The sequence below is a fragment of the Streptomyces sp. NPDC030840 genome (assembly GCF_055572015.1).
This window is the reverse complement of record NZ_JBVIEE010000017.1, coordinates 152,375-171,580: the sequence shown is the minus strand read 5'-3', so window position 1 is coordinate 171,580 and position 19,206 is coordinate 152,375. Positions and strand designations below refer to the sequence as shown.

Here is a 19,206-nt window from a genome sequence, read left to right as displayed (position 1 = left end):
CCCCCGTCCTTTCGGGGCTCCGCCCCGAACCCCCGTTTCGGGGCCGGCCCCCGGACCCCCGTCCTCGGGGGTCCGCCCCGGACGCCCGTCCTTTCGGGGGTCCGCCCCGGACGCCGTTCGGGGGCCGGGCCCCCGGGCCCCCGATCCTCAAACTCCCCCGGCTACCGCTGGGAGGTGCCCCCAAGGGGCTGGATTTCCAGCCCGTCCGGCGTTTGAGGACGAGGCCGAAGGCCGACAGCGGGGGTCTGGGGGCGCAGCCCCCAGGGATGGGACGGGTAGGGGCGGCGGGGGCGAGGAAACCCCCGGCGGCGGGCCTGCGGGAATCGGTTGTCCACAGGCTTCCCACGCCGCCAGTTCCGGACAGTAGTGTCGCGTTCATGGAGCAGAGGCATCTCGGCCGTACCGGCCTGCGTGTGTCCCGGATCGGGCTCGGCACCCTGACCTGGGGACGTGACACGGACGAGCACGACGCCGCGGACATGCTGAAGGTGTTCTGGGAGGCGGGCGGCACCCTCGTCGACACGGCGGACGTGTACGGGGACGGCGAGTCCGAGTACCTGCTCGGACAGCTCATGGAAGGGCTCGTGCCACGCCGCGACCTGGTCATCTCGACCAAGGCGGGCAGCGTGCCGGACCCCGACCGACGCTTCGACGGCTCACGCGGCCATCTGCTCTCGGCGCTCGACGCCTCCCTGGCCCGCCTCGGCACGGACTACGTGGACCTGTGGCACGTCCACGCCTACGACACCGGCACCCCGCTGGAGGAGACGCTCCAGGCGCTCGATCTCGCGGTCAGCAGCGGGCGGGCGCGGTACGCGGGAGTGTCCAACTTCTGCGGCTGGCAGCTCGCCAAGGCCGCCACATGGCAGCTCGCGGCCCCGGGCACGCGCACCCGTCTGGCCAGTACGCAGATGGAGTACTCGCTGCTCCAGCGCGGCGTGGAGCGTGAGGTGCTCCCCGCGGCCCTGGACCTGGGCGTCGGCCTGCTGCCGTCCTCACCGCTCGGCCGCGGCGTCCTCACGGGCAAGTACCGCACCTCCACGCCCGCCGACTCGCGGGGTGCCTCGGAGCACCTGGCCCCCTTCGTCGCGCCGTACCTCGACGAGACGGCGAGCAGCATCGTGGACGCGGTGCAGACAGCCGCGGACGGTCTCGCCACGAGCCCGCTCCAGGTGGCCCTCGCCTGGGTCCGCGACCGCCCCGGTGTGGCCGCCCCGATCGTCGGCGCGCGCAACGCGCAGCAGCTCACGGCGGCGTTGTCAGTGGAGACCCTTACTCTTCCTGACGAGATCTGCCGGGCTCTCGACGACGTGTCGGCGCCCCTGCACCGCTATCCCGATCACGACTGGAGCACGCTGTGAGCACGGAGCCCGAGACCACGGAGACGCCCGAGCCGGGGCACCCGGGCGACGGGGACGCACCCGGGGGCGGCCCGGCTGCCGCCGCGAGCGGCACGGACGCGCCCGAGGCGGGCGCCGGGGCCGGAGAGGACACCGCGGCGCCCGATCGGTCCGAGGCCGAAGCCGAGTTGGCGGCTCAGCGGGTGGAGCGGGAGCGGATCGAGCGGCGCAAGGCCGAGAAGACGGCTCCGGTCGAGAGCGGGGCCAAACTCAGCGGCAAGGCGGCCGACCTCCTCGCGGCCGTGCGGGCCGTGGAGAGCGGCCAGAAACCCTCCCCGGTGTTCAGTGCGCCGGAGCCCGCACCGCGCGAGCCCGCCGCCGAGCCGGTGCGGCGCCCCCAGCCCGCACCACCCACGCCGCCCACGCCGCCCACGCCAGCCGCGGCCCCCGCGGGACCCGTGGCTCCCGCCCGCGAGACGGTCGAGGCCGTGCGCGCCGTGCTGACCGCGGGCGGTGCCCCGGAGAGCCTCGCACCGCACGCCGCCGCCGTGCTCGGCGAGGGCGCGGAGGGTGAACTGCGCGCGGACCCCTGGCAGTTGCTGCGGGTTCCCGGCGTGCGGCCCGAGCAGGCGGACGGCTTCGCACGGGCCCTGCTCGGCGCGGAGTGCGGCCCCGACGACGAGCGGCGGGCCCGTGCGGTCACCGTGTGGCTGCTGGAACAGGCGGCGCTCGCCGGGCACACGGCCCTGGATATGCCGACACTGACCGCCGCGCTCGCCCAGCGCTCGGTGCCGGACCCGGAGGCGGCGGTGCGGAGCACCATCGCGGAGGGCGAGGCCCTGGGCTTCCAGGACGCCCTCGACGACGCTCCCCCGGCCCGGCAGGCCGAGAGCGAGGACGAGGACGCGGAGGAACGCCCGGTCCGCGTGCTGCTCGGCCTGGAACGGTACGCCCTCGCGGAGGAGAGCCTCGCCGACGGACTGGCCCGGGTGATCAACTCGGTGCCCAAGGAGGACGGTTCGGCCGCCGACTGGGAGCGGGCCGCCTCGGCGGCCACGCGCTCCGCGGCGGAGCTGATCGGCGCGGTCGCCGGGCACGGTCTGGTCCTGCACACCGGCGGCGAGGCGTCCCGCGCGGAGCCCGCGGCCCTGGTCGCCGCCGGGCGCGCGCTCGGCCTGCGCGCGTACGCGGCCGCTCACACCCCGGACGGACGGCGCAGGTTCGCGGCGCTGCTCGCCGACGCGGCCGAGGAGGCCGCCCCTGAGGACGCCTTCTCGGCCGTGGTCACCCTGGCCGGCCTCCTGTCCGGTGCCGAAGGTCCGGGGCGGGACGTGGACGGGGCACTCGCTCTCGATCTCCTCGTGGTGCTCGACGCCCCGCAGCTCGACGTCGAGGCCGCGGCGGTGGTCGCCGAGTCGCTGCCGGACGGGGCGCGGCTGGTGCTCAGCGGCGATCCGGGGGTGCTGTGGTCCGCCGGACCGGGACGGGTCTTCGCGGATCTGCTCGCCTCCCGGGTGTGCCCCCAGGTCGCCTCGCGCACGCCCGACCCCGGCCCTCTCGGCGAGCTGGTCTCCGGGATCGGGATCGGCGAGCTGAACCAGGTGGACGCGCCCGGCAAGGAGGTCGTGATCGTGCCGGTGCGGGACGCCGGCGAGGCGGTGCACCGGACCGTGCAGCTCGTCGCGGACTCGGTGCCGCGGGCGATCGGGGTCCCGGCCGAGCAGACCCAGGTGATCACGCCGGGTCACGGCGGCGCGGCCGGTACCCGCGCGCTCAACGCGGCGCTGAAGGAGCGGCTGAACCCCGGCCCGGGCCGCTTCGGCGGTTTCGACCCCGGTGACCGCGTCGCCTACTCCCCCGCGCCGGGCCGTACGGTGCCGGGCCACGTCGTGAAGGCCGACGCCGACGGGCTGCACCTGGAGTGCGCGGGCGTCCCCGTCGTCGTACCGAAGGAGCGGGTGGAGCAGTCCGTGCGGCACGGGTGGGCGATGACCGCGCACCAGGCGGTGGGGCAGCGGTGGCCGGCCACGGTGGTCGTGCTGCCCGGTGACGCCGCCCAGGCGCTGACCCGGCCCTGGGTCTACACGGCCTTCGGCCGGGCCGAGCGCCACCTGTCCGTGGTGCACGGCGCGGAGCAGGCGCTCCCCCGGGCCGTTGCCGAGGTTCCCGCCAAGCCCCGTACGACCCGGCTGCCCGCCCTGCTCACGGCACAGGTCCCGGCGGCCGGTTGAGCGCCCACGAGGGCCCTCACCGCAGTGGGGCGGCGGTCACCCGATGCCGGGTGACCGTCGGCCCGTCGTGCTCATCGCCGTGGCCGGCAGGGCTCAGCGGTCGGCGTCCAGCGGCTCCAGGTCCTCGTCGTCGTCCAGGTCGGGTTCAGGGACGAGGTCGTCGTCCAGGTCGTCGTCGGCGTCCTCTTCGAAGCTGGTGCTGGCGTCGAAGCGGCAGATGACCCGGTCCTCGTCGGGCTGTTCGAAGGGGGCCTCCAGCCATTCGCCGGGCTCGGGCTGCGTGTCCAGAGCCGTCACCCAGAGCGTGGAGTCGCCCTCCTCCAGCCCGAACTCCTTGTGCCGCGAGGCGATCTCGTCGGCCTCGAACTCGCCGAAGATGATGTCCAGGGCATGGGCCGTGTCGAGGGAGTCGTCGGAATCGCCGACTCCGTTCCGGTCCTCCTCCACGGCTTCCACGCGCTGCGCCTGTGCCACCAGCCGCTGGGGTTCCACCACGGTGTAATCCCTGCGGATCAGTACGCTGATGGCGTCCGGCTCCGGCCCGGTGTAGGGCGGCACCGTGCCGGGGATCTCGAAGGGCGTGACCTCGTCGTAGCGGTCGTAGAGGAGTTCGTCGTACTCCTCGGCGGCCGCGGCCAGCTCGTTGAACGCCTCGTAGACGGCCGGGTCGTCCTCACCCGTCCTCCGCTCGACCGCGGCCAGGTGGCGGTCGAGCGCGGTCTTGACCGCCTCGGCGGCGGCGCGTACCTCGGCAGCGGTGGGCTGCGCAGCATCAGACATAGTGCAGACGCTATCCGTACAGGGCCTCTGCCCGCACAATAGATGCGATGCCGGAATACGAATTTGTCGACGTGTACGTACCGCGCGGGGTGTCCCGCAAGGACGCCACACGTCTGCTGACGGACCATGCCGAGTACGGTCACTGGGAGCTGGATCGCCTCAGCCTGCTGCGCGACGGCAGCCGCAGGGTGCGGTTGCGACGGCGGATCATCCGCCAGGTGCGCGCGACGTGGTGAGGACGGACGACTGAGCCGGAGCGGGCCCCGCCTCGGCGGGGCCCGCTCCGTTGGGGGCACACCGCAGGGGAAACGAGGCGTCCTCCTGCGGTGCGTGCGCTATGAGGTCGCCCGCGCCTTGCGGTAGAGCAGGGCACCGCCGATGATCGCGCCCGCGCCCATGGGCAGCGCGAGGCCGAGCGGCAGTTCACTGCCGGTCTGGGCGAGTTGGTCGACGCCCTGGGGCTGGGTGATGGTCTGCGTGCCCGGCTTGTTCTCGTGGCCGCCGCCCAGGTTCTCACCGCCCGGGGTCCCACCACCCGGGGTCCCACCACCCGGGGTCCCACCACCCGGGTTGCCGGGATTACCCGGGGTGTTGGGCTCGCCCGGCTTGCCAGGCTGCTCGGGGTTGCCCGGGTGTCCGGGGTTGCCCGGGTTCCCCGGCTTGCCGGGCGGGTTCCCGTGGCCGCCGCCCGGAGGCGTGTGGTGACCTCCGCCGCCCGAGCCGTTGCCGCAGTCGTTGCCCGTCGACGTGTTGCCGATGCCGATGACGTTCACGTTGTTGCCGCAGACGTTGACGGGCACGTGCACCGGTGCCTGGACGTTGTTGCCGGAGGCCACGCCGGGCGACCCGGTGGCGTCCCCGTCGGCGTGCGCCCCGCTGCCGGACCCGCTCTGCGAGCCGCCGCCGTGGCCGCCGCCGTTGTGCGAGCCGCTGCCGCCACCCTGGTTGGCGCACTTGTTGCCCACCGCCGGGTTGAGCGCCCCCACGACGTTCACCGTGTTGCCGCAGACGTTGACCGGGACGTGCACCGGCGCCTGTACCGAGTTGCCCGACAGCACGCCGGGCGAGTTGGTGGCGGAGCCCTGGGCTCCGGAGTGGGCGCTCGCGTAGCCGCCGGTCGCGGCGATGACGCCCGTCGCGGCGGCCACGGTCATCAGGCCCTTGCGGGTGACCTGTCGCATTGCTGAATTCCCTGCCTTCGACCTTGTCTTGTACCTTGCGGGAAGACCCGTCGGCCCCGGAGTGCATGGCTCGCACTCCGGGGCCGACGGACTCAACCCTCATGGGGTGAGGCGCCTCACGGGGTGAGGCCCAACGTCACTTGTTGATGCAGGTGTTGCCGAAGGCGGGGTTCAGCAGCCCGATCACCGAGATCGTGTTGCCGCACACGTTCACCGGGACGTGAACGGGCGCCTGGACGACGTTGCCCGACAGCACACCCGGGGAACCGATGGCGGCACCCTGGGCACCCGAGTCGGCAACCGCCATGCCCGCACCCGCGAGAACCAGACCGCCCGTGGCAGCGGCAGCAGCGACGACCTTCTTGATCATTATTCCTCCTTGTTGGCAAAGCGACTCCAAGTAGCGAGTCACATCACCTGTAACGAGGAGGATGTAATCGAGCTACGAGCTTATGGTCGCATTCACCCGTCCCGGTCGATCTCCGCACACGTTGGCGAATATCGGGTCAGGACGCGTCGATGAAACGGTCGAGCACGCGCACCCCGAACTTCAGTCCGTCCACGGGCACCCGCTCGTCGACGCCGTGGAACATGCCGGCGAAGTCCAGCTCCGGCGGCAGCTTCAGCGGAGCGAAGCCGAAGCAGCGGATGCCGAGGTCGTCGAAGGACTTGGCGTCGGTGCCACCGGAGAGCATGTAGGGCACCGCACGGGCGATGGGGTCCTCGGCGCCCAGCGCGCTCTGCATGGCGTCGACGAGCTTGCCGTCGAAGTCGGTCTCCAGGGCCTTGTCCGCGTGCACGTCCTCCCGCTTCACCCGCGGGCCGAGGATCCGGTCGAGGTCGGCGAGGAACTCCTCCTCGTGGCCGGGCAGGAAACGACCGTCGACGTGCGCGGTCGCCTGCCCCGGGATGACGTTGACCTTGTACCCGGCGCCGAGCATGGTGGGCGCGGCGGAGTTCCTGAGCGTGGCACCGACCATCTTGGCGATGCCGCCGAGCTTGGCGAGGGTCTCGTCCATGTTCTCGGGGTCGAGTTCGGTGCCGAGCGCGTCCGAGAGTTCGTCGAGGAACGACCGCACGGTCTTGGTGACCCGCACCGGCCAGGTGTGGCGGCCCAGCCGGCCGACGGCCTCGCACAGTTCGGTGATGGCGTTGTCGGTGTTGGTCATCGAGCCGTGTCCCGCCGTGCCGTCCACGGTGAGCCGCATCCAGTGCATGCCCTTCTGGGCCGTCTCCACCAGGTACAGGCGCAGCTTCTCGTTCACGGTGAAGGAGAAGCCGCCGACCTCGCCGATCGCCTCGGTCACGCCCTCGAAGAGGTCGGGGTGCTGCTGGACGAGGTGCTTGGCGCCGTACGTACCGCCCGCCTCCTCGTCGGCGAGGAACGCCAGCACGATGTCCCGCGGGGGCTTGCGCCCGCCGCGCAGCCGGTCGCGGACGACCGCCAGCGTCATGGCGTCCATGTCCTTCATGTCGACGGCGCCGCGCCCCCACACGCACCCGTCGGCGATCTCGCCGGAGAAGGGGTGGTGGGTCCAGTCGTCGGCGTTGGCCGGTACGACGTCGGTGTGGCCGTGGATGAGGAGCGCGGGCCGGGACGGGTCCTCGCCCTCGATGCGGGCGACCGTGGAGGCCCGGCCCGGGTGCGACTCGAAGATCTGCGGGTCGAGTCCCACCTCGGCGAGCTTCTCGGCCACGTACTCGGCGGCCTTGCGCTCACCCGGGCCCGAGTGGTCGCCGTAGTTGCTGGTGTCGATCTGGATCAGCTCTCGGCAGAGGTCCACGACCTCGTCCTCGCCGGTGACGTGCCTGGTCGTGTCCGTCTCGCTCACGCTGCTTCCTCCCGCTGTCACTGCCGGTCCACCTGCCGGTGTATCTGCCGGTGTATCTGCCTCATCCTCTCTCCGCGCCCCCGCCCGCCCCAAGACCGGGCCGCGCCCGACACACGCCGTTCACGCGGGGACGGCGTGTGATCAGGGGCCCTCCAAAGCCTGGTAATGTTTCTTCTGTCGCCGCGGGGAAACCCCGCACGACAGACACCTTGTCCGGGTGGCGGAATGGCAGACGCGCTAGCTTGAGGTGCTAGTGCCCTTTATCGGGCGTGGGGGTTCAAGTCCCCCCTCGGACACCACACAGGATGCGGGTCGGGAGTTCTCCCGGCCCGCATCGTGTTGCTCCCGGTGTACATCGCCCTCCCGCTCCGTCGCCGGCGGCGCCCGGCAAGACGGGTCGGCCGAACGCGCCACGCCAAGCGCCTCGATGGGCGGCCTATGCTTGCCACCATGAGCCGTTGGGAGGAGTTGACCGGAGGGACCTCCGGACAGGACTACGCCGCACGGTTCGCGGCGCTGGCCGGCAGCGGGAAGGACGTGCACGGCGAGGCGCGGTTCTGTGCGCGGCTCGTGCCTGCCGGCGCGCGGGTACTGGACGCCGGGTGCGGGACCGGGCGGGTCATGATCCGGCTCGCGGAGCTCGGGTACGACTGCGTCGGGGTGGATCTTGACGCGTCGATGCTCGCGGTGGCGCGGGAGCAGGCGCCGGGACTGCCGTGGTTCCAGGGTGATCTGGCCGCGTTCGACCCGGCCCGGTTCGGCATCGCCGCGGACTTCGATCTCGTGGTCGCGGCAGGCAACATCTTCCCGCTGCTCGCCGCCGGCACCGAGGCAGCGGTGGTCGAGCGCCTGGCCGCGGCCCTGCGCCCGGGCGGTCTGCTGGTCGCCGGCTTCGGCCTGGACGAGGCCCACCTGCCGGTGCCACCCGGCATCACCCTGCCGGAGTACGACGACTGCTGTGCCCTGGCCGGCCTCACCCTCGTCGACCGCTTCGCCACCTGGGACGCCGACCCTTACGACGGCGGGGGCTATGCCGTCAGCGTCCACCGCCGGTGAGGTCATGTGCCGGGCGCGAGCAAGCGTCCGATCAACTCGGGGTACGGGAGGCGGATCTCGTACAGGCGGTGTTGCAGCAGAATGGCACCCATGTCCCGACGCACCCCGCAGTCCCGGCGCAGGCACTCCCCGGCCACCGCGCACGATCCCTCCTGCCCTTGCGGTCTTGCGGAGACGTACGAGAAGTGCTGTGGCCGATTCCATGCGGGCGGGGTGGCGGCGCCCACCGCCGAGGCGCTGATGCGGTCCCGCTACAGCGCGTTCGTGAAGCGGGACGAGCGGTACCTGCTGCACACGTGGCATCCGCGAACACGGCCGGCGCGGGTGGACTTCGAGCCGGGGCTCAGCTGGACCGGCCTGGAGGTGCTGGGGACGACCGACGGCTCGGCGTTCCACTCGACGGGGACCGTGACCTTCCGCGCCTCCTACCGGGGCGGCGCGCTGCACGAGCGCAGCCGGTTCGAGCGGGTCGACGGGGCGTGGGTGTACGTGGACGGGGAGTTCATCCAGTAACGGAGAGTTCGTTCAGTAACGGAGAGTTCGTCCAGTAATAAGGGCTTCACCCGGTAACGGTCAGGGCCCCGCCGGCCGGCCGCCCGGTGCCAGGATGTCCAGTTCCTGGAGGGCGCCGATCGTGATCTCGCGGGTGAGTCGCTCGGCACGGTCCGCGTCGCCCTCGCGGACGGCCTCGGCGAGCCGCACGTGCAGGGTGACGGCCTCGGGGTCGGGATCCTCGAACATGACCTCGTGGTGGGTGCGCCCCGCGAGGACCTCCGCGACCACGTCGCCGAGGCGGGCGAACATCTCGTTGCCGGAGGCGTTGAGGATCACACGGTGGAAGGCCATGTCGTGGACGAGGTACTCCTCCAGCTTGTGGCCGCGCGAGTTGGCCACCATCCCGATGGCGCACTCGGTGAGTTCGGCGCACTGCTCGGCCGTGGCGTTCCGCGCGGCGAGCCCCGCGGCGACCGGTTCGATCGCTGAGCGCAGCACGGTGAGTGAGCGAAGCTGGCGCGGGCGGTCGGCGCCGGCCAGCCGCCAGCGGATGACCTGGGGGTCGTAGACGTTCCACTCGGCGGGCGGGCGGACCGTCACACCGACCCGGCGGCGGGACTCGACGAGATGCATCGACTCCAGGACGCGGACCGCCTCGCGCATCACCGAGCGCGACACCTCGAAGCGCTGGGCCAGCTCGTCGGTGCGCAGCACACTGCCGGGCGGGTACTCGCCCGCGGTGATCGCCGGGCCGAGGGTCTCCAGTACTCGGCCGTGCAGCCCCCGGCCCGGTGTGGTCATGGGGATCAGGGTACGAGGAGATCCGCCGCGACAAAAAGTCAGACTTATCTGTGACGGGCTCTTGAATTCGTCGTACCTAATGGGTTTCAGTGTGGTCGGCGCCAGGTGGCGTCGGACGACGTCGCGCGACCGCCGTAGGGCCTTCGCTCGCCGTCGGATGTCGATGAGGACAGTGAGGTAGAGATGCGTTCCCCCCACGTCGTCGTGGTCATGGGTGTGGCAGGAACCGGCAAGACCACGATCGGTCCCCTGCTCGCGGCCCGGCTCGGCGTCCCCTATGCCGAGGGCGACGACTTCCATCCCGAGGCCAACATCGCCAAGATGTCGGCCGGGGTCCCGCTGGACGACGGGGACCGGTGGCCGTGGCTGGACGCCATCGGCGCGTGGGCCGACGGACGCGCGGGGCTCGGCGGGGTGGTCAGCTGCTCGGCGCTGAAGCGGAGTTACCGGGACCGGCTGCGGGCGGCGGCACCCGGGCTGGTCTTCGTGCACCTCACCGGCGACCGTGAGCTCGTCGAAGAACGGATGACGCGTCGTCAGGGGCACTTCATGCCCACGGCGTTGCTGGACTCGCAGTTCGCCACGCTCCAGCCGCTCGGTCCGGACGAGGCGGGTGTCGCGGTCGACGTCTCGGGCACTCCCGAGGAGATCACCGAGCGGGCCGCGTCCGCGCTCGGGGAACTCGACGGTCCGTCCGCTTAAGCCCAACCGTCCTGCCGGGCGGGCCACTTGTTCTCCGGAGCACGCTGCCCGTCGTCCCGGGCGCGCCCGCCCGCCCGTCCCGAGCAGTCCCACCTGTCCTTTCCTCCGCGGGGGACCACCCGGTCCCCGAACAGTGGACCCACGCGCCCACCCCTCCCCCAACTCCCCCTCCACACAAGGGATTCACCGTGACCAGACTCAGCGTCGAGATGCTGGCGGCGGACGCCCCCGAACCGATCACCTCGGCGGGCCACGCGCAACTGGGCATAGCCGTGCTGGCGGGCATCGCCGTCATCGTCGTGCTCATCACCAAGTTCAAGCTGCACGCCTTCCTGTCCCTGACCATCGGCTCACTGGCGCTCGGCGCCTTCGCCGGGGCACCGCTGGACAAGGTCATCACCAGCTTCAGTGCCGGCCTCGGCTCCACGGTCGCGGGCGTGGGCGTCCTCATCGCCCTCGGCGCGATCCTCGGCAAGCTGCTCGCCGACTCGGGCGGCGCCGATCAGGTCGTCGACACGATCCTGGAGAAGGCCGGTGGCCGCTCGATGCCCTGGGCGATGGTGCTGATCGCCTCGGTGATCGGTCTGCCGCTGTTCTTCGAGGTCGGCATCGTGCTGCTGATCCCCGTCGTCCTGATGGTCGCCAAGCGCGGCAACTACTCCCTGATGCGGATCGGCATCCCGGCGCTCGCGGGCCTGTCCGTGATGCACGGTCTGGTACCGCCGCACCCCGGCCCGCTGGTGGCCATCGACGCGGTCAAGGCCGACCTCGGCGTGACCCTCGCCCTCGGTGTGCTGGTGGCGATACCCACGGTGGTCATAGCCGGCCCGCTGTTCTCGCGGTACGCGGCCCGCTGGGTGGACGTGCCGGTCCCCGAGCGGATGCTGCCGCCCCGCGCCTCCGAAGACCTCAAGCGCCGTCCGGGCTTCGGCGCGACGCTCGTCACCGTGCTGCTGCCGGTCGTGCTGATGCTGGCCAAGGCCCTCGTGGACATCGTCGTCGACGACCCGGAGAACGGCGTCCAGCGCGTCTTCGACGTCATCGGCTCCCCGCTGATCGCGATGCTCGCGGCCGTCCTCGTGGGCATCTTCACGCTGGGCCGCCCGGCCGGGTTCACCAAGGGCCGCCTGACGGAGGTCGTCGAGAAGTCACTGGCCCCGATCGCGGGCATCCTCCTCATCGTCGGCGCGGGCGGCGGCTTCAAGCAGACCCTGATCGACTGCGGTGTCGGCCGGATGATCCTGGAGATCTCCGAGGACTGGTCGATCCCCGCCCTCCTGCTGGCCTGGCTGATCGCGGTCGCGATCCGGCTGGCGACCGGCTCGGCGACCGTGGCCACGGTCTCGGCGGCCGGCCTCGTCGCCCCGCTCGCAGCCGACATGTCGACGACCCACGCCGCCCTGCTGGTCCTCGCCATCGGCGCCGGCTCGCTGTTCTTCAGTCACGTCAACGACGCCGGTTTCTGGCTGGTCAAGGAGTACTTCGGCCTGAGCGTCGGCCAGACCGTCAAGACGTGGTCCGTCATGGAGACGATCATCTCGGTGGTCGCGGGAGCCGTGGTGCTGCTGTTGTCCCTCGTGCTCTAGACACACGGCGACACACACGGCGATACACGGCGATGACGCCGCCGAGGCCGTCATGGAGGTTGGCCGAAACCCCAACTCATGACTCCTGAAACACTGTTGTCGCCTCTTCTCCCTGGTTGGCAGACTCGCCCCGCCGACGGCAAGACCCACGTCGGCGACGGGCACACCAACTGCCGAGGGGGAACATCCATGAAACTCAGCACGCCCAGACGCGTCCTGGCCAGGGCCACGGCGATCCTCGCCCTGGCCCTGGCCATGGCCACGGGGTCGACCGGCCTCCTGCCGGACGCCGAGGCGCACGCCCTGCCTGTCAGCGAGGGCTCCTTCAGCTTCAGCGGCGACGAGGGCGACTGGGTCAGCGGCGGCCGGTCCTACGCCTACTCGACCGCGTCCGACGACCGCATGAACATCTCCGCCGCCAACGACGGCAACGTGATCTCCTTCTCGGTCGACGGGGTGAACGGTGACTGGTGGTCCCTGGACCTCGCGGCTCCGTCCGGGAAGACCCTCGCGCCGGGGACGTACACCGGAGCCACCCGCCATCCGTTCAACGAGCCGACCGAGCCGGGTCTGTCGCTCAGCGGCAACGGGCGCGGCTGCAACACGCTCACCGGCGAGTTCACCATCTCCGCGGTGGAGTTCGGCCCCCAGGGATACGTGAAGAAGCTCGACGCCTCCTTCGTGCAGCACTGTGAGGGCGGCAGCACCGCCGCACGCGGTGAGGTCCACATCACCAACCCCGCCCCGCCGGCCGAGCTCGGCCTCGACCTCGACGTGGCGCTGGAGGGGACCGCGAGCGCACTGAACGGAAAGGCCACCTTCCACGGGACGGTGACCTGCAACAAGCCGGTGCGCGTCGAGGTGTGGGGCGACGTCACGCAGGTGAAGAACCAGAACCTCATCCGGGGCTCCTTCACCACGTCGGTGTCCTGCGTCCCGGGCGCGCCCGCGGCGTGGACGGGAACAGCGGTGCCCACCGGATCCGTCCCCTTCCAGCGCGGTCTCGTCGAGGTCGAGGGCCACGCCTCCGCGACAGACCCCGACTACGCCCAGCCGGTGACCGTCAACGAGACGGTGCCGGTGCGCCTGCGCCGGGCCTGAACCGCACAGGTACACGTGGCACGTCGTGCGGCCCTGCCCGGGGCGACCGGGCAGGGCCTCACGGCCGCCACAGCGGGTGCTCCCGCTCCGCCCACTCCCGGCTCACCGCCCCCGTCCTCAGACCCTTCCGCGCCTCCGGGTCCCCGAGGGCCATGCCGATGTGGCCGGCCAGGACGACGCCGATCGTCAGCGCCAGCCAGTCGTGGACGAAGGTCGCGCTGGTGCGCCACACCAGCGGGGTCAGGTGGGTGAACCACATCATCAGGCCCGTGCCGAGCATCACGAGGGTGGCGCCGGCGATCCAGGCCGCGTACAGCTTCTGGCCCGCGTTGAACTTGGCCGCGGGCCTGCGGCCGGGAACGCGGCGGACGGCCTTGCGGAGCCAGACGCGGTCGTGCGGGCCCCAGCGGTTGAGGTGGGTCAGGTCCGACCGGAAGGCACGGGAGGCGAGCCCCGCCAGCACGGGGAGCGGCAGCAGCAGACCCGACCACTCGTGCACCGTGACCACGAGGGCGCGGCGCCCCACGAGTTCGGCGAGCTGCGGGACGTACAGGCAGGCCGCGGTCACCACGCACACGCCCATCAGGGCGGCCGTGCCCCAGTGCACCCAGCGCTCGGCGCGGCTGAAGCGGCGTACCCGGGCGGAGGGGGCCGACTCGACCGCCGGGGTGTCAACTCGTGGGTTCATCGTCCCGCCCGTTCGACCTGCCGACCCACGCGTCGATGTCGTAGCCCCGCTCCTCCCAGTACCCCGGCTTCACCTTCCGGGTGACCGTGATGCCGGAGAGCCACTTGGCCGACTTGTAGAAGTACATGGGGGCGACGTAGAGGCGGACCGGGCCGCCGTGGTGGTGGCTCAGGTCCTTGTCCTGCATGCGCAGGGCGACCAGGACGTCCGCGCGGCGGGCCTGGTCGAGTGTCAGGCTCTCGGTGTACGCGCCGTCGAAGCAGGTGAAGCGGACCGCCCCGGCCGTCGGGCGCACGCCCGCCATGTCCAGCAGCCGGGACAGGCGTACGCCTTCGAAGGGGGTGTCGGGCACCCGCCAGCCCGTGACGCACTGGACGTCGCGCACCATCCGCGTCTGGGGCAGGGCTCTGAGGTCGTCGAGGGTGTACGACGCCGGGCGGTCGACCAGGCCGTCGACGGTGAGGCGGTAGTCCGACGCGTTCTTGCGCGGGACCGACGACGTCACCGAGTAGTAGCGGAAGCCGCCACCGTTGGGGAGCAGACCGGTCAGGCCCGTGGGGTCCTTGTCGGCGGCCTCACCCAGGAAGGACTCCAGGCCCCGCTGGAGCACGGGCGCGGCGACCAGTCCGAGCGCGCCGAGCCCGAGCGTGCCCAGGACGATCCGGCGGCCCACGGGTGCGCCCCGCTCCTGGGGCTGTTCCTCTGGGGGCTGTTCAGTGGTCACGTACTGATTCGAACACCCGCCACCCCGATGAGGCCAGCGGCGGCGGGTGTCCGTATGGATCCGTCAGGGTTCCGTAATCACCAGGACCCGCCGGGTTCTCAGCCCACCGCCTTCGCCGCCGCCCGCCCCGCGGTGCGCCCCGAGAACAGGCACCCGCCGAGGAACGTGCCCTCCAGCGACCGGTAGCCGTGGACGCCGCCCCCGCCGAAGCCGGCGGCCTCGCCCGCCGCGTACACGCCCTCCAGCGGGTCGCCGCCCTCGGTCAGCACGCGGGACGACAGGTCGGTCTCCAGGCCGCCGAGGGTCTTGCGGGTGAGGATGTTGAGGCGGACGGCGATGAGCGGGCCCGCCTTGGGGTCGAGGATGCGGTGCGGGGTGGCGGTGCGGATCAGCCGGTCGCCGAGGTAGTTGCGGGCGCCCCGGATCGACATGACCTGGAGGTCCTTGGTGAAGGGGTTCACGATCTCGCGGTCACGGGCCACGATCTCGCGGCGCAGCGCGGCCTCGTCGATGAGCGGCTCCTTGGTGAGGGCGTTCATACCGCGGACGAGAGAGCCGAGGTCCTTCTCGACGACGAAGTCGGCGCCGTTGTCCATGAAGGCCTTGACGGGGCCGGGTACGTCCGCGCGGGCCCGCCCGATGACGTCCTTGACGGACTTGCCGGTCAGGTCGGGGTTCTGCTCCGAGCCGGAGAGCGCGAACTCCTTGCCGATGATCTTCTGGTCGAGCACGAACCACGTGTAGTCGTACCCGGTCCTCATGATGTGCTCGAGCGTGCCGAGGGTGTCGAAGCCGGGGAAGAGCGGGACCGGGAGCCGCTTGCCGCGTGCGTCCAGCCACAGCGAGGAGGGGCCGGGCAGGATGCGGATGCCGTGGTTCTCCCAGATGGGGTTCCAGTTCTGGATGCCCTCGGTGTAGTGCCACATGCGGTCGCGGTTGATGAGGCGGGCACCCGCTTCCTCGGCGATGGCGAGCATCTTGCCGTCGACGTGCGCGGGCACCCCGGAGACCATCCGCTCGGGCGCCTTGCCGAGGCGCTCGGGCCAGTTGGCGCGGACGAGGTCGTGGTTGCCGCCGATGCCGCCCGAAGTGACGATCACCGCCTGGGCCTTGAACTCGAAGGCGCCCGTGACCGTGCGGCTGCTGGCCTGGCCGCGCTGGATGCCGGAGGGCTCCAGGATCTCGCCGCTGACGGTGTCGACGGCGCCCGCGCTGCGGGACAGCCCGGTGACGCGGTGCCGGAACTTCAGCTGGACCAGGCCGCGGGCCGCCCCGGCCCGCACCCGCCGCTCGAACGGCTCGACGAGTCCGGGCCCTGTCCCCCAGGTGATGTGGAAGCGGGGTACGGAGTTGCCGTGCCCGGTGGCGTCGTAGCCGCCGCGCTCGGCCCAGCCGACCACCGGGAAGAAGCGCACGCCCTGCCGGTACAGCCAGGCGCGCTTCTCGCCGGAGGCGAAGTCGACGTACGCCTCGGCCCACTTGCGCGGCCAGTTGTCCTCGGGACGGTCGAAGGCGGCCGTCCCCATCCAGTCCTGGAGGGCGAGGGCGTGGCTGTCCTTGATGCGCAGCCGGCGCTGCTCGGGCGAGTTCACGAAGAAGAGCCCGCCGAAGGACCAGAAGGCCTGCCCGCCCATCGACTGCTCGGGCTCCTGGTCGAGGAGGATCACCGTGCGGCCGGCGTCGACGAGCTCCGCGGTCGCCGCGAGGCCGGCGAGGCCCGCCCCGATCACGATCACATCTGCGTCGTACGACATGGGGCCGTCCTCTCGAGAACAACGTCAAAGTGAGCCGGTGCAAGGTCAGGGGCAGCGCCGGGCCGTTTGTTACCGGCCGGTCGGCAGCTTGGCACCAGATCCTTCGGCAGAAGCGGTGACCGAGTCAACTGCCGGGATGTGTCCGCTCCCACGGACATCACCCCGGGGCGAGCCGGGATCGTCGGCGGCACCGTGCTGCTCGGGCGAGCCGTACGTCCCCGGAAGGCGGTCTACTGGTCCCCGTACCGGCCTGCTTGGATGGGCCCATGAGCGCCGCCGACGAGATCCTCGACATCGTGGACGAGAACGACCGCGTCATCGGGCAGTTGCCCCGAGGTGAGGCGCTGGCGCGCGGCCTGCGCAACCGCTGCTCCTTCATCCTCGTGCGCGACTTGGAGGACCGGATCTTCGTCCACCGCCGCACCCCGACGAAGCTGGTCTTCCCCTCCCTGTACGACATGTGGGTCGGCGGGGTCGTGGGCGCGGGCGAGTCCTACGACGACGCGGCGCTGCGCGAGGCCGAGGAGGAACTCGGCGTCACGGGCCTCCCCCAGCCCCAGTACCTCTTCAAGTTCCTGTACGACCAGGGCTCCGGCCCGTCCTGGTGGTCCGCCGTGTACGAGGTCCGCTGCGACCTCCCGGTGAATCCGCAGGTGGAGGAAGTCGCCTGGCACGGCTTCCTGCCGGAGGACGAACTGGAGCGGCGGCTGACGGAATGGGAGTGGGTCCCGGACGGCCTGGCCGCGTACGAGCGCTTCAAGGCGTACCGGTCCATGGGCTGACCGGCTCTCTCCTCCCGCTCCCGGGGGCGGGGGCGGCGCCCGATAGGGTCGCGAACGTGAGCGAATTCGTGCGGAACATCCGGTTGTGGTTCGCACCCCAGGAGATCCGGGAGGAGGGCGGCACTCCCGACTACCGGTTCTCGCTGGCGAACGAGCGGACGTTCCTGGCCTGGCTGCGCACCGCGCTCGCGCTGATCGGCGGGGGGTTCGCGGTGGACCAGTTCCTGCCGGACCTGCGGTGGGGGTGGCGGGTGGGGCTCGCGCTCGCGCTGCTCGGGGCCGGTGTGCTGTGCTCACTGCGGGCCGTGAACCACTGGATGCGGTGCGAGCGGGCGATGCGGCGCGGCGAGGACCTGCCCGTGTCACGGTTCCCGGCGCTGCTCAGCGTCGTGGTGGCCGTGGTCGCGGTCGCCATGGTCGCCGTGGTGCTGCTGGGGTGGGAGGGATGAGCGAGGAGCGGGATCCGGGGCTCCAGCCGGAGCGTACGCGGCTGGCGTGGCGGCGTACGACGCTGTCGAGCACCGTTGCGGCCGTGCTCGCCGCGAAGGCGGTGCTGCATGACGGTCCGTCCGTGGTGGGGGTGCTGGTGTGCGCGCTGTGCGTGGCCCTCTGGCTGGGTTTCCTGGGGCTCGCCCACCTCCGCATCCGCGCCCTCGCCGCGCCCCGTCCCCCGGTGATCGCCACGTCTCACGCCACGGCGGCGACCTTCTGCACGGTGGCCCTCGCGGTGTGTGCGGCGGCGCTGGTGGTGTGACGCGGCCGGGAGGGTTGGCCCGGCTTGGTTTCGCCCCCGCCGCCCCTACCCGTCCCATCACTGGGGGCTGCGCCCCCAGACCCGCTGTCGGCCTTCGGCCTCGTCCTCAAACGCCGGACGGGCTGAAAGATTCAGCCCCTTGGGGGCACCTCCCAGCGGTAGCTGGGGGAGTTTGAGGAGCGGGGGTCCGGGGCGGAGCCCCGACAACGGGGCCTGGGGCGTAGCCCCGGCGGGGTCGAAGGGGCGGAGCCCCTGGGGATGGGACGGGTAGGGGCGGCGGGGGCGAAACCGACTGGGCACCCCGGACACCGGCGGCTCGGCACCGGCTGGCAGGCTCTGTGCACCAGTTGGCATCGATCCCAGGGGGTCCCCATGACCGCAGGCGAGCCGTACACGGTCGAGCTGGCCGAGGACGTGTACGCGTACGTCCAACCGGACGGCGGATGGTGCCTGAACAACTCCGGCTTCGTGAGCGACGGCACGACCACCCTCCTCGTGGACACCGCGGCCACCGAGCGCCGCACCCTCGCGCTGTCCGCCGCACTCGAGACCACGGGTGTCCCGGCCCCGCGGCTCCTGGTCAACACGCACCACCACGGGGACCACACCTACGGCAACGGCCACTTCATGCCCACGGCCACGCTCGTCTCGCACGCCGCCTGCCGCCGTGAGGCCCTGGCCAGTGGACAGCACCTGCACCTGCTCTGGCCGCAGACCGACTTCGGGCACGTCCCGATCATGGGCGCGGACGTGACGTTCACGGACCGCACGACGCTGCACGTGGGCGACATCGAGGCCGAGGTGATCCACCCGGGCGTCTCGCACACCGTGGGCGACTCCTTCGTCTGGCTGCCGCACCGCCGGATCGTGTTCACCGGGGACCTGGTGTTCGAGGGCGGGACGCCGTTCTTCCTGATGGGGTCGCTGACCGGTTCGCTGCGCGCACTTCGGATGCTGCGCGCACTGGGCGCCGAGACCGTCGTACCGGGGCACGGGCCGGTCACCGACCCGTCGGCGTTCGACCGGGCCGAGCGGTACATCCGTTTCGTGGCCGAGGTGGCCGAGAAGGCGCACGCGGCGGGGCTCACCCCGCTGGAGGCGGCCCGGCAGACCGATCTCGGGGAGTACGCCGGGCTGCCGGAGAGCGAGCGGCTCGTGGCGAACCTGCGCCGCGCCTACGCCGAGCTGGACGGACACCCCGAGGGCGAGGGCGTCGACCCGTTCGCCGGCTTCATGGACATGGCGGCGATCAACGGCGGCGAGATGATGACCTGCCACGCGTAGCCCCCGGCCACCGGGCCGCCGTGGCCGCGGGCGGCGAACGGGTCGAGACACCGATCACTTTCACCGGCCACTTTCGCCCTGCCCACTGGACGCCATACCGACCGGTCGGCATCAT

The 19,206-nt window shown here is 71.9% G+C and carries 20 protein-coding genes and 1 tRNA gene; 13 read left to right on the top strand and 8 right to left on the bottom strand.

What is annotated here, in order from left to right:
• Positions 1–377: 377 nt before the first annotated feature.
• On the top strand, positions 378–1,361 hold the full coding sequence (locus ACZ49J_RS31135; RefSeq protein ID WP_467453720.1) for an aldo/keto reductase: 984 nt from the start codon (positions 378–380) through the stop codon (positions 1,359–1,361).
• On the top strand, positions 1,358–3,571 hold the full coding sequence (locus ACZ49J_RS31130; RefSeq protein ID WP_467453721.1) for a helix-hairpin-helix domain-containing protein: 2,214 nt from the start codon (positions 1,358–1,360) through the stop codon (positions 3,569–3,571). The genes ACZ49J_RS31135 and ACZ49J_RS31130 overlap by 4 nt, the downstream gene beginning before the upstream one ends.
• 93 nt (positions 3,572–3,664) lie before the next feature.
• On the opposite strand, the gene ACZ49J_RS31125 is transcribed toward ACZ49J_RS31130, so the two are convergent.
• Positions 3,665–4,351: a hypothetical protein gene (locus tag ACZ49J_RS31125; RefSeq protein ID WP_467453722.1), complete on the bottom strand. Its 687-nt coding sequence runs from the start codon at positions 4,349–4,351 to the stop codon at positions 3,665–3,667.
• A 47-nt stretch (positions 4,352–4,398) separates the two neighbouring features.
• Between ACZ49J_RS31125 and ACZ49J_RS31120 the strand changes: the two genes are divergently transcribed.
• Positions 4,399–4,587, top strand: coding sequence for a DUF5703 family protein (locus ACZ49J_RS31120; protein ID WP_005485166.1), 189 nt, complete (start codon positions 4,399–4,401; stop codon positions 4,585–4,587).
• 99 nt (positions 4,588–4,686) lie between these two features.
• Here ACZ49J_RS31120 and ACZ49J_RS31115 read toward each other — a convergent pair whose 3' ends face one another.
• The 3 genes from ACZ49J_RS31115 to ACZ49J_RS31105 form a co-directional block, all read right to left on the bottom strand.
• Positions 4,687–5,532 (bottom strand): chaplin family protein, encoded by an 846-nt coding sequence (locus tag ACZ49J_RS31115; RefSeq protein WP_467453723.1) that lies wholly within the window; start codon positions 5,530–5,532, stop codon positions 4,687–4,689.
• A gap of 136 nt (positions 5,533–5,668) precedes the next feature.
• The gene (gene chpH / locus ACZ49J_RS31110) at positions 5,669–5,902 is read right to left on the bottom strand and encodes a chaplin ChpH (protein WP_467453724.1); all 234 of its coding nucleotides are present in this window, start codon (positions 5,900–5,902) and stop codon (positions 5,669–5,671) included.
• A 136-nt stretch (positions 5,903–6,038) separates the two neighbouring features.
• Positions 6,039–7,364 carry a M20/M25/M40 family metallo-hydrolase gene (locus ACZ49J_RS31105; protein WP_467453725.1) on the bottom strand — a complete coding sequence of 442 codons (1,326 nt, stop codon included), beginning with the start codon at positions 7,362–7,364 and terminating at the stop codon, positions 6,039–6,041.
• Between the two features lie 211 nt (positions 7,365–7,575).
• On the opposite strand from ACZ49J_RS31105, the gene ACZ49J_RS31100 reads away from it, so the two are divergent.
• The 3 genes from ACZ49J_RS31100 (at position 7,576) to ACZ49J_RS31090 (ending at position 8,933) form a co-directional block, all read left to right on the top strand.
• Positions 7,576–7,663, top strand: a tRNA-Leu gene (locus ACZ49J_RS31100).
• A 151-nt stretch (positions 7,664–7,814) separates the two neighbouring features.
• On the top strand, positions 7,815–8,420 hold the full coding sequence (locus tag ACZ49J_RS31095; RefSeq protein ID WP_467453727.1) for a class I SAM-dependent methyltransferase: 606 nt from the start codon (positions 7,815–7,817) through the stop codon (positions 8,418–8,420).
• 90 nt (positions 8,421–8,510) lie between these two features.
• Positions 8,511–8,933 (top strand): YchJ family protein, encoded by a 423-nt coding sequence (locus tag ACZ49J_RS31090; RefSeq protein ID WP_467453728.1) that lies wholly within the window; start codon positions 8,511–8,513, stop codon positions 8,931–8,933.
• Between the two features lie 60 nt (positions 8,934–8,993).
• Here ACZ49J_RS31090 and ACZ49J_RS31085 read toward each other — a convergent pair whose 3' ends face one another.
• The gene (locus ACZ49J_RS31085) at positions 8,994–9,716 is read right to left on the bottom strand and encodes a FadR/GntR family transcriptional regulator (RefSeq protein WP_467453729.1); all 723 of its coding nucleotides are present in this window, start codon (positions 9,714–9,716) and stop codon (positions 8,994–8,996) included.
• Between the two features lie 183 nt (positions 9,717–9,899).
• On the opposite strand from ACZ49J_RS31085, the gene ACZ49J_RS31080 reads away from it, so the two are divergent.
• The 3 genes from ACZ49J_RS31080 to ACZ49J_RS31070 all read left to right on the top strand — a co-directional run bounded on the left by ACZ49J_RS31080 (position 9,900) and on the right by ACZ49J_RS31070 (position 13,105).
• Positions 9,900–10,418, top strand: a complete 519-nt coding sequence (locus tag ACZ49J_RS31080) for a gluconokinase (RefSeq protein WP_467453730.1) — start codon at positions 9,900–9,902, stop codon at positions 10,416–10,418.
• 188 nt (positions 10,419–10,606) lie between these two features.
• Positions 10,607–12,004 carry a GntP family permease gene (locus ACZ49J_RS31075; protein WP_467453732.1) on the top strand — a complete coding sequence of 466 codons (1,398 nt, stop codon included), beginning with the start codon at positions 10,607–10,609 and terminating at the stop codon, positions 12,002–12,004.
• A 189-nt stretch (positions 12,005–12,193) separates the two neighbouring features.
• Positions 12,194–13,105, top strand: a complete 912-nt coding sequence (locus ACZ49J_RS31070; protein WP_467453733.1) for a hypothetical protein — start codon at positions 12,194–12,196, stop codon at positions 13,103–13,105.
• A gap of 58 nt (positions 13,106–13,163) precedes the next feature.
• On the opposite strand, the gene ACZ49J_RS31065 is transcribed toward ACZ49J_RS31070, so the two are convergent.
• The 3 genes from ACZ49J_RS31065 to ACZ49J_RS31055 all read right to left on the bottom strand — a co-directional run bounded on the left by ACZ49J_RS31065 (position 13,164) and on the right by ACZ49J_RS31055 (position 16,271).
• Positions 13,164–13,793, bottom strand: a complete 630-nt coding sequence (locus tag ACZ49J_RS31065; RefSeq protein ID WP_467453734.1) for a cytochrome b/b6 domain-containing protein — start codon at positions 13,791–13,793, stop codon at positions 13,164–13,166.
• Positions 13,777–14,517, bottom strand: coding sequence for a molybdopterin-dependent oxidoreductase (locus ACZ49J_RS31060; RefSeq protein WP_467453735.1), 741 nt, complete (start codon positions 14,515–14,517; stop codon positions 13,777–13,779). Before ACZ49J_RS31060 ends, ACZ49J_RS31065 begins: the two co-directional genes overlap by 17 nt.
• 98 nt (positions 14,518–14,615) lie before the next feature.
• The gene (locus ACZ49J_RS31055) at positions 14,616–16,271 is read right to left on the bottom strand and encodes an FAD-binding dehydrogenase (protein WP_467453736.1); all 1,656 of its coding nucleotides are present in this window, start codon (positions 16,269–16,271) and stop codon (positions 14,616–14,618) included.
• A gap of 266 nt (positions 16,272–16,537) precedes the next feature.
• Between ACZ49J_RS31055 and ACZ49J_RS31050 the strand changes: the two genes are divergently transcribed.
• From ACZ49J_RS31050 to ACZ49J_RS31035, 4 genes are all read left to right on the top strand, one after another.
• Complete coding sequence (locus ACZ49J_RS31050; protein WP_467453737.1) at positions 16,538–17,053, top strand: NUDIX hydrolase; 516 nt, start codon at positions 16,538–16,540, stop codon at positions 17,051–17,053.
• A 56-nt stretch (positions 17,054–17,109) separates the two neighbouring features.
• Positions 17,110–17,502 (top strand): YidH family protein, encoded by a 393-nt coding sequence (locus ACZ49J_RS31045; RefSeq protein ID WP_467453738.1) that lies wholly within the window; start codon positions 17,110–17,112, stop codon positions 17,500–17,502.
• Positions 17,499–17,807, top strand: coding sequence for a DUF202 domain-containing protein (locus tag ACZ49J_RS31040; RefSeq protein WP_467453739.1), 309 nt, complete (start codon positions 17,499–17,501; stop codon positions 17,805–17,807). The genes ACZ49J_RS31045 and ACZ49J_RS31040 overlap by 4 nt, the downstream gene beginning before the upstream one ends.
• Positions 17,808–18,179: 372 nt before the next feature.
• The gene (locus tag ACZ49J_RS31035) at positions 18,180–19,091 is read left to right on the top strand and encodes an MBL fold metallo-hydrolase (RefSeq protein WP_467453740.1); all 912 of its coding nucleotides are present in this window, start codon (positions 18,180–18,182) and stop codon (positions 19,089–19,091) included.
• The last annotated feature ends 115 nt before the right edge of the window (positions 19,092–19,206 follow it).

Coding starts and splice junctions, on each gene's coding strand:
- ACZ49J_RS31115 (WP_467453723.1), bottom strand. CDS start 5,532: ATGCGACAGGTCACCCGCAAGGGCCTGATGACCGTGGCCGCCGCGACG.
- ACZ49J_RS31070 (WP_467453733.1), top strand. CDS start 12,194: ATGAAACTCAGCACGCCCAGACGCGTCCTGGCCAGGGCCACGGCGATC.
- ACZ49J_RS31055 (WP_467453736.1), bottom strand. CDS start 16,271: ATGTCGTACGACGCAGATGTGATCGTGATCGGGGCGGGCCTCGCCGGC.
- ACZ49J_RS31085 (WP_467453729.1), bottom strand. CDS start 9,716: ATGACCACACCGGGCCGGGGGCTGCACGGCCGAGTACTGGAGACCCTC.
- chpH (WP_467453724.1), bottom strand. CDS start 5,902: ATGATCAAGAAGGTCGTCGCTGCTGCCGCTGCCACGGGCGGTCTGGTT.
- ACZ49J_RS31050 (WP_467453737.1), top strand. CDS start 16,538: ATGAGCGCCGCCGACGAGATCCTCGACATCGTGGACGAGAACGACCGC.
- ACZ49J_RS31125 (WP_467453722.1), bottom strand. CDS start 4,351: ATGTCTGATGCTGCGCAGCCCACCGCTGCCGAGGTACGCGCCGCCGCC.
- ACZ49J_RS31040 (WP_467453739.1), top strand. CDS start 17,499: ATGAGCGAGGAGCGGGATCCGGGGCTCCAGCCGGAGCGTACGCGGCTG.
- ACZ49J_RS31090 (WP_467453728.1), top strand. CDS start 8,511: ATGTCCCGACGCACCCCGCAGTCCCGGCGCAGGCACTCCCCGGCCACC.
- ACZ49J_RS31095 (WP_467453727.1), top strand. CDS start 7,815: ATGAGCCGTTGGGAGGAGTTGACCGGAGGGACCTCCGGACAGGACTAC.
- ACZ49J_RS31080 (WP_467453730.1), top strand. CDS start 9,900: ATGCGTTCCCCCCACGTCGTCGTGGTCATGGGTGTGGCAGGAACCGGC.
- ACZ49J_RS31120 (WP_005485166.1), top strand. CDS start 4,399: ATGCCGGAATACGAATTTGTCGACGTGTACGTACCGCGCGGGGTGTCC.
- ACZ49J_RS31135 (WP_467453720.1), top strand. CDS start 378: ATGGAGCAGAGGCATCTCGGCCGTACCGGCCTGCGTGTGTCCCGGATC.
- ACZ49J_RS31035 (WP_467453740.1), top strand. CDS start 18,180: ATGACCGCAGGCGAGCCGTACACGGTCGAGCTGGCCGAGGACGTGTAC.
- ACZ49J_RS31065 (WP_467453734.1), bottom strand. CDS start 13,793: ATGAACCCACGAGTTGACACCCCGGCGGTCGAGTCGGCCCCCTCCGCC.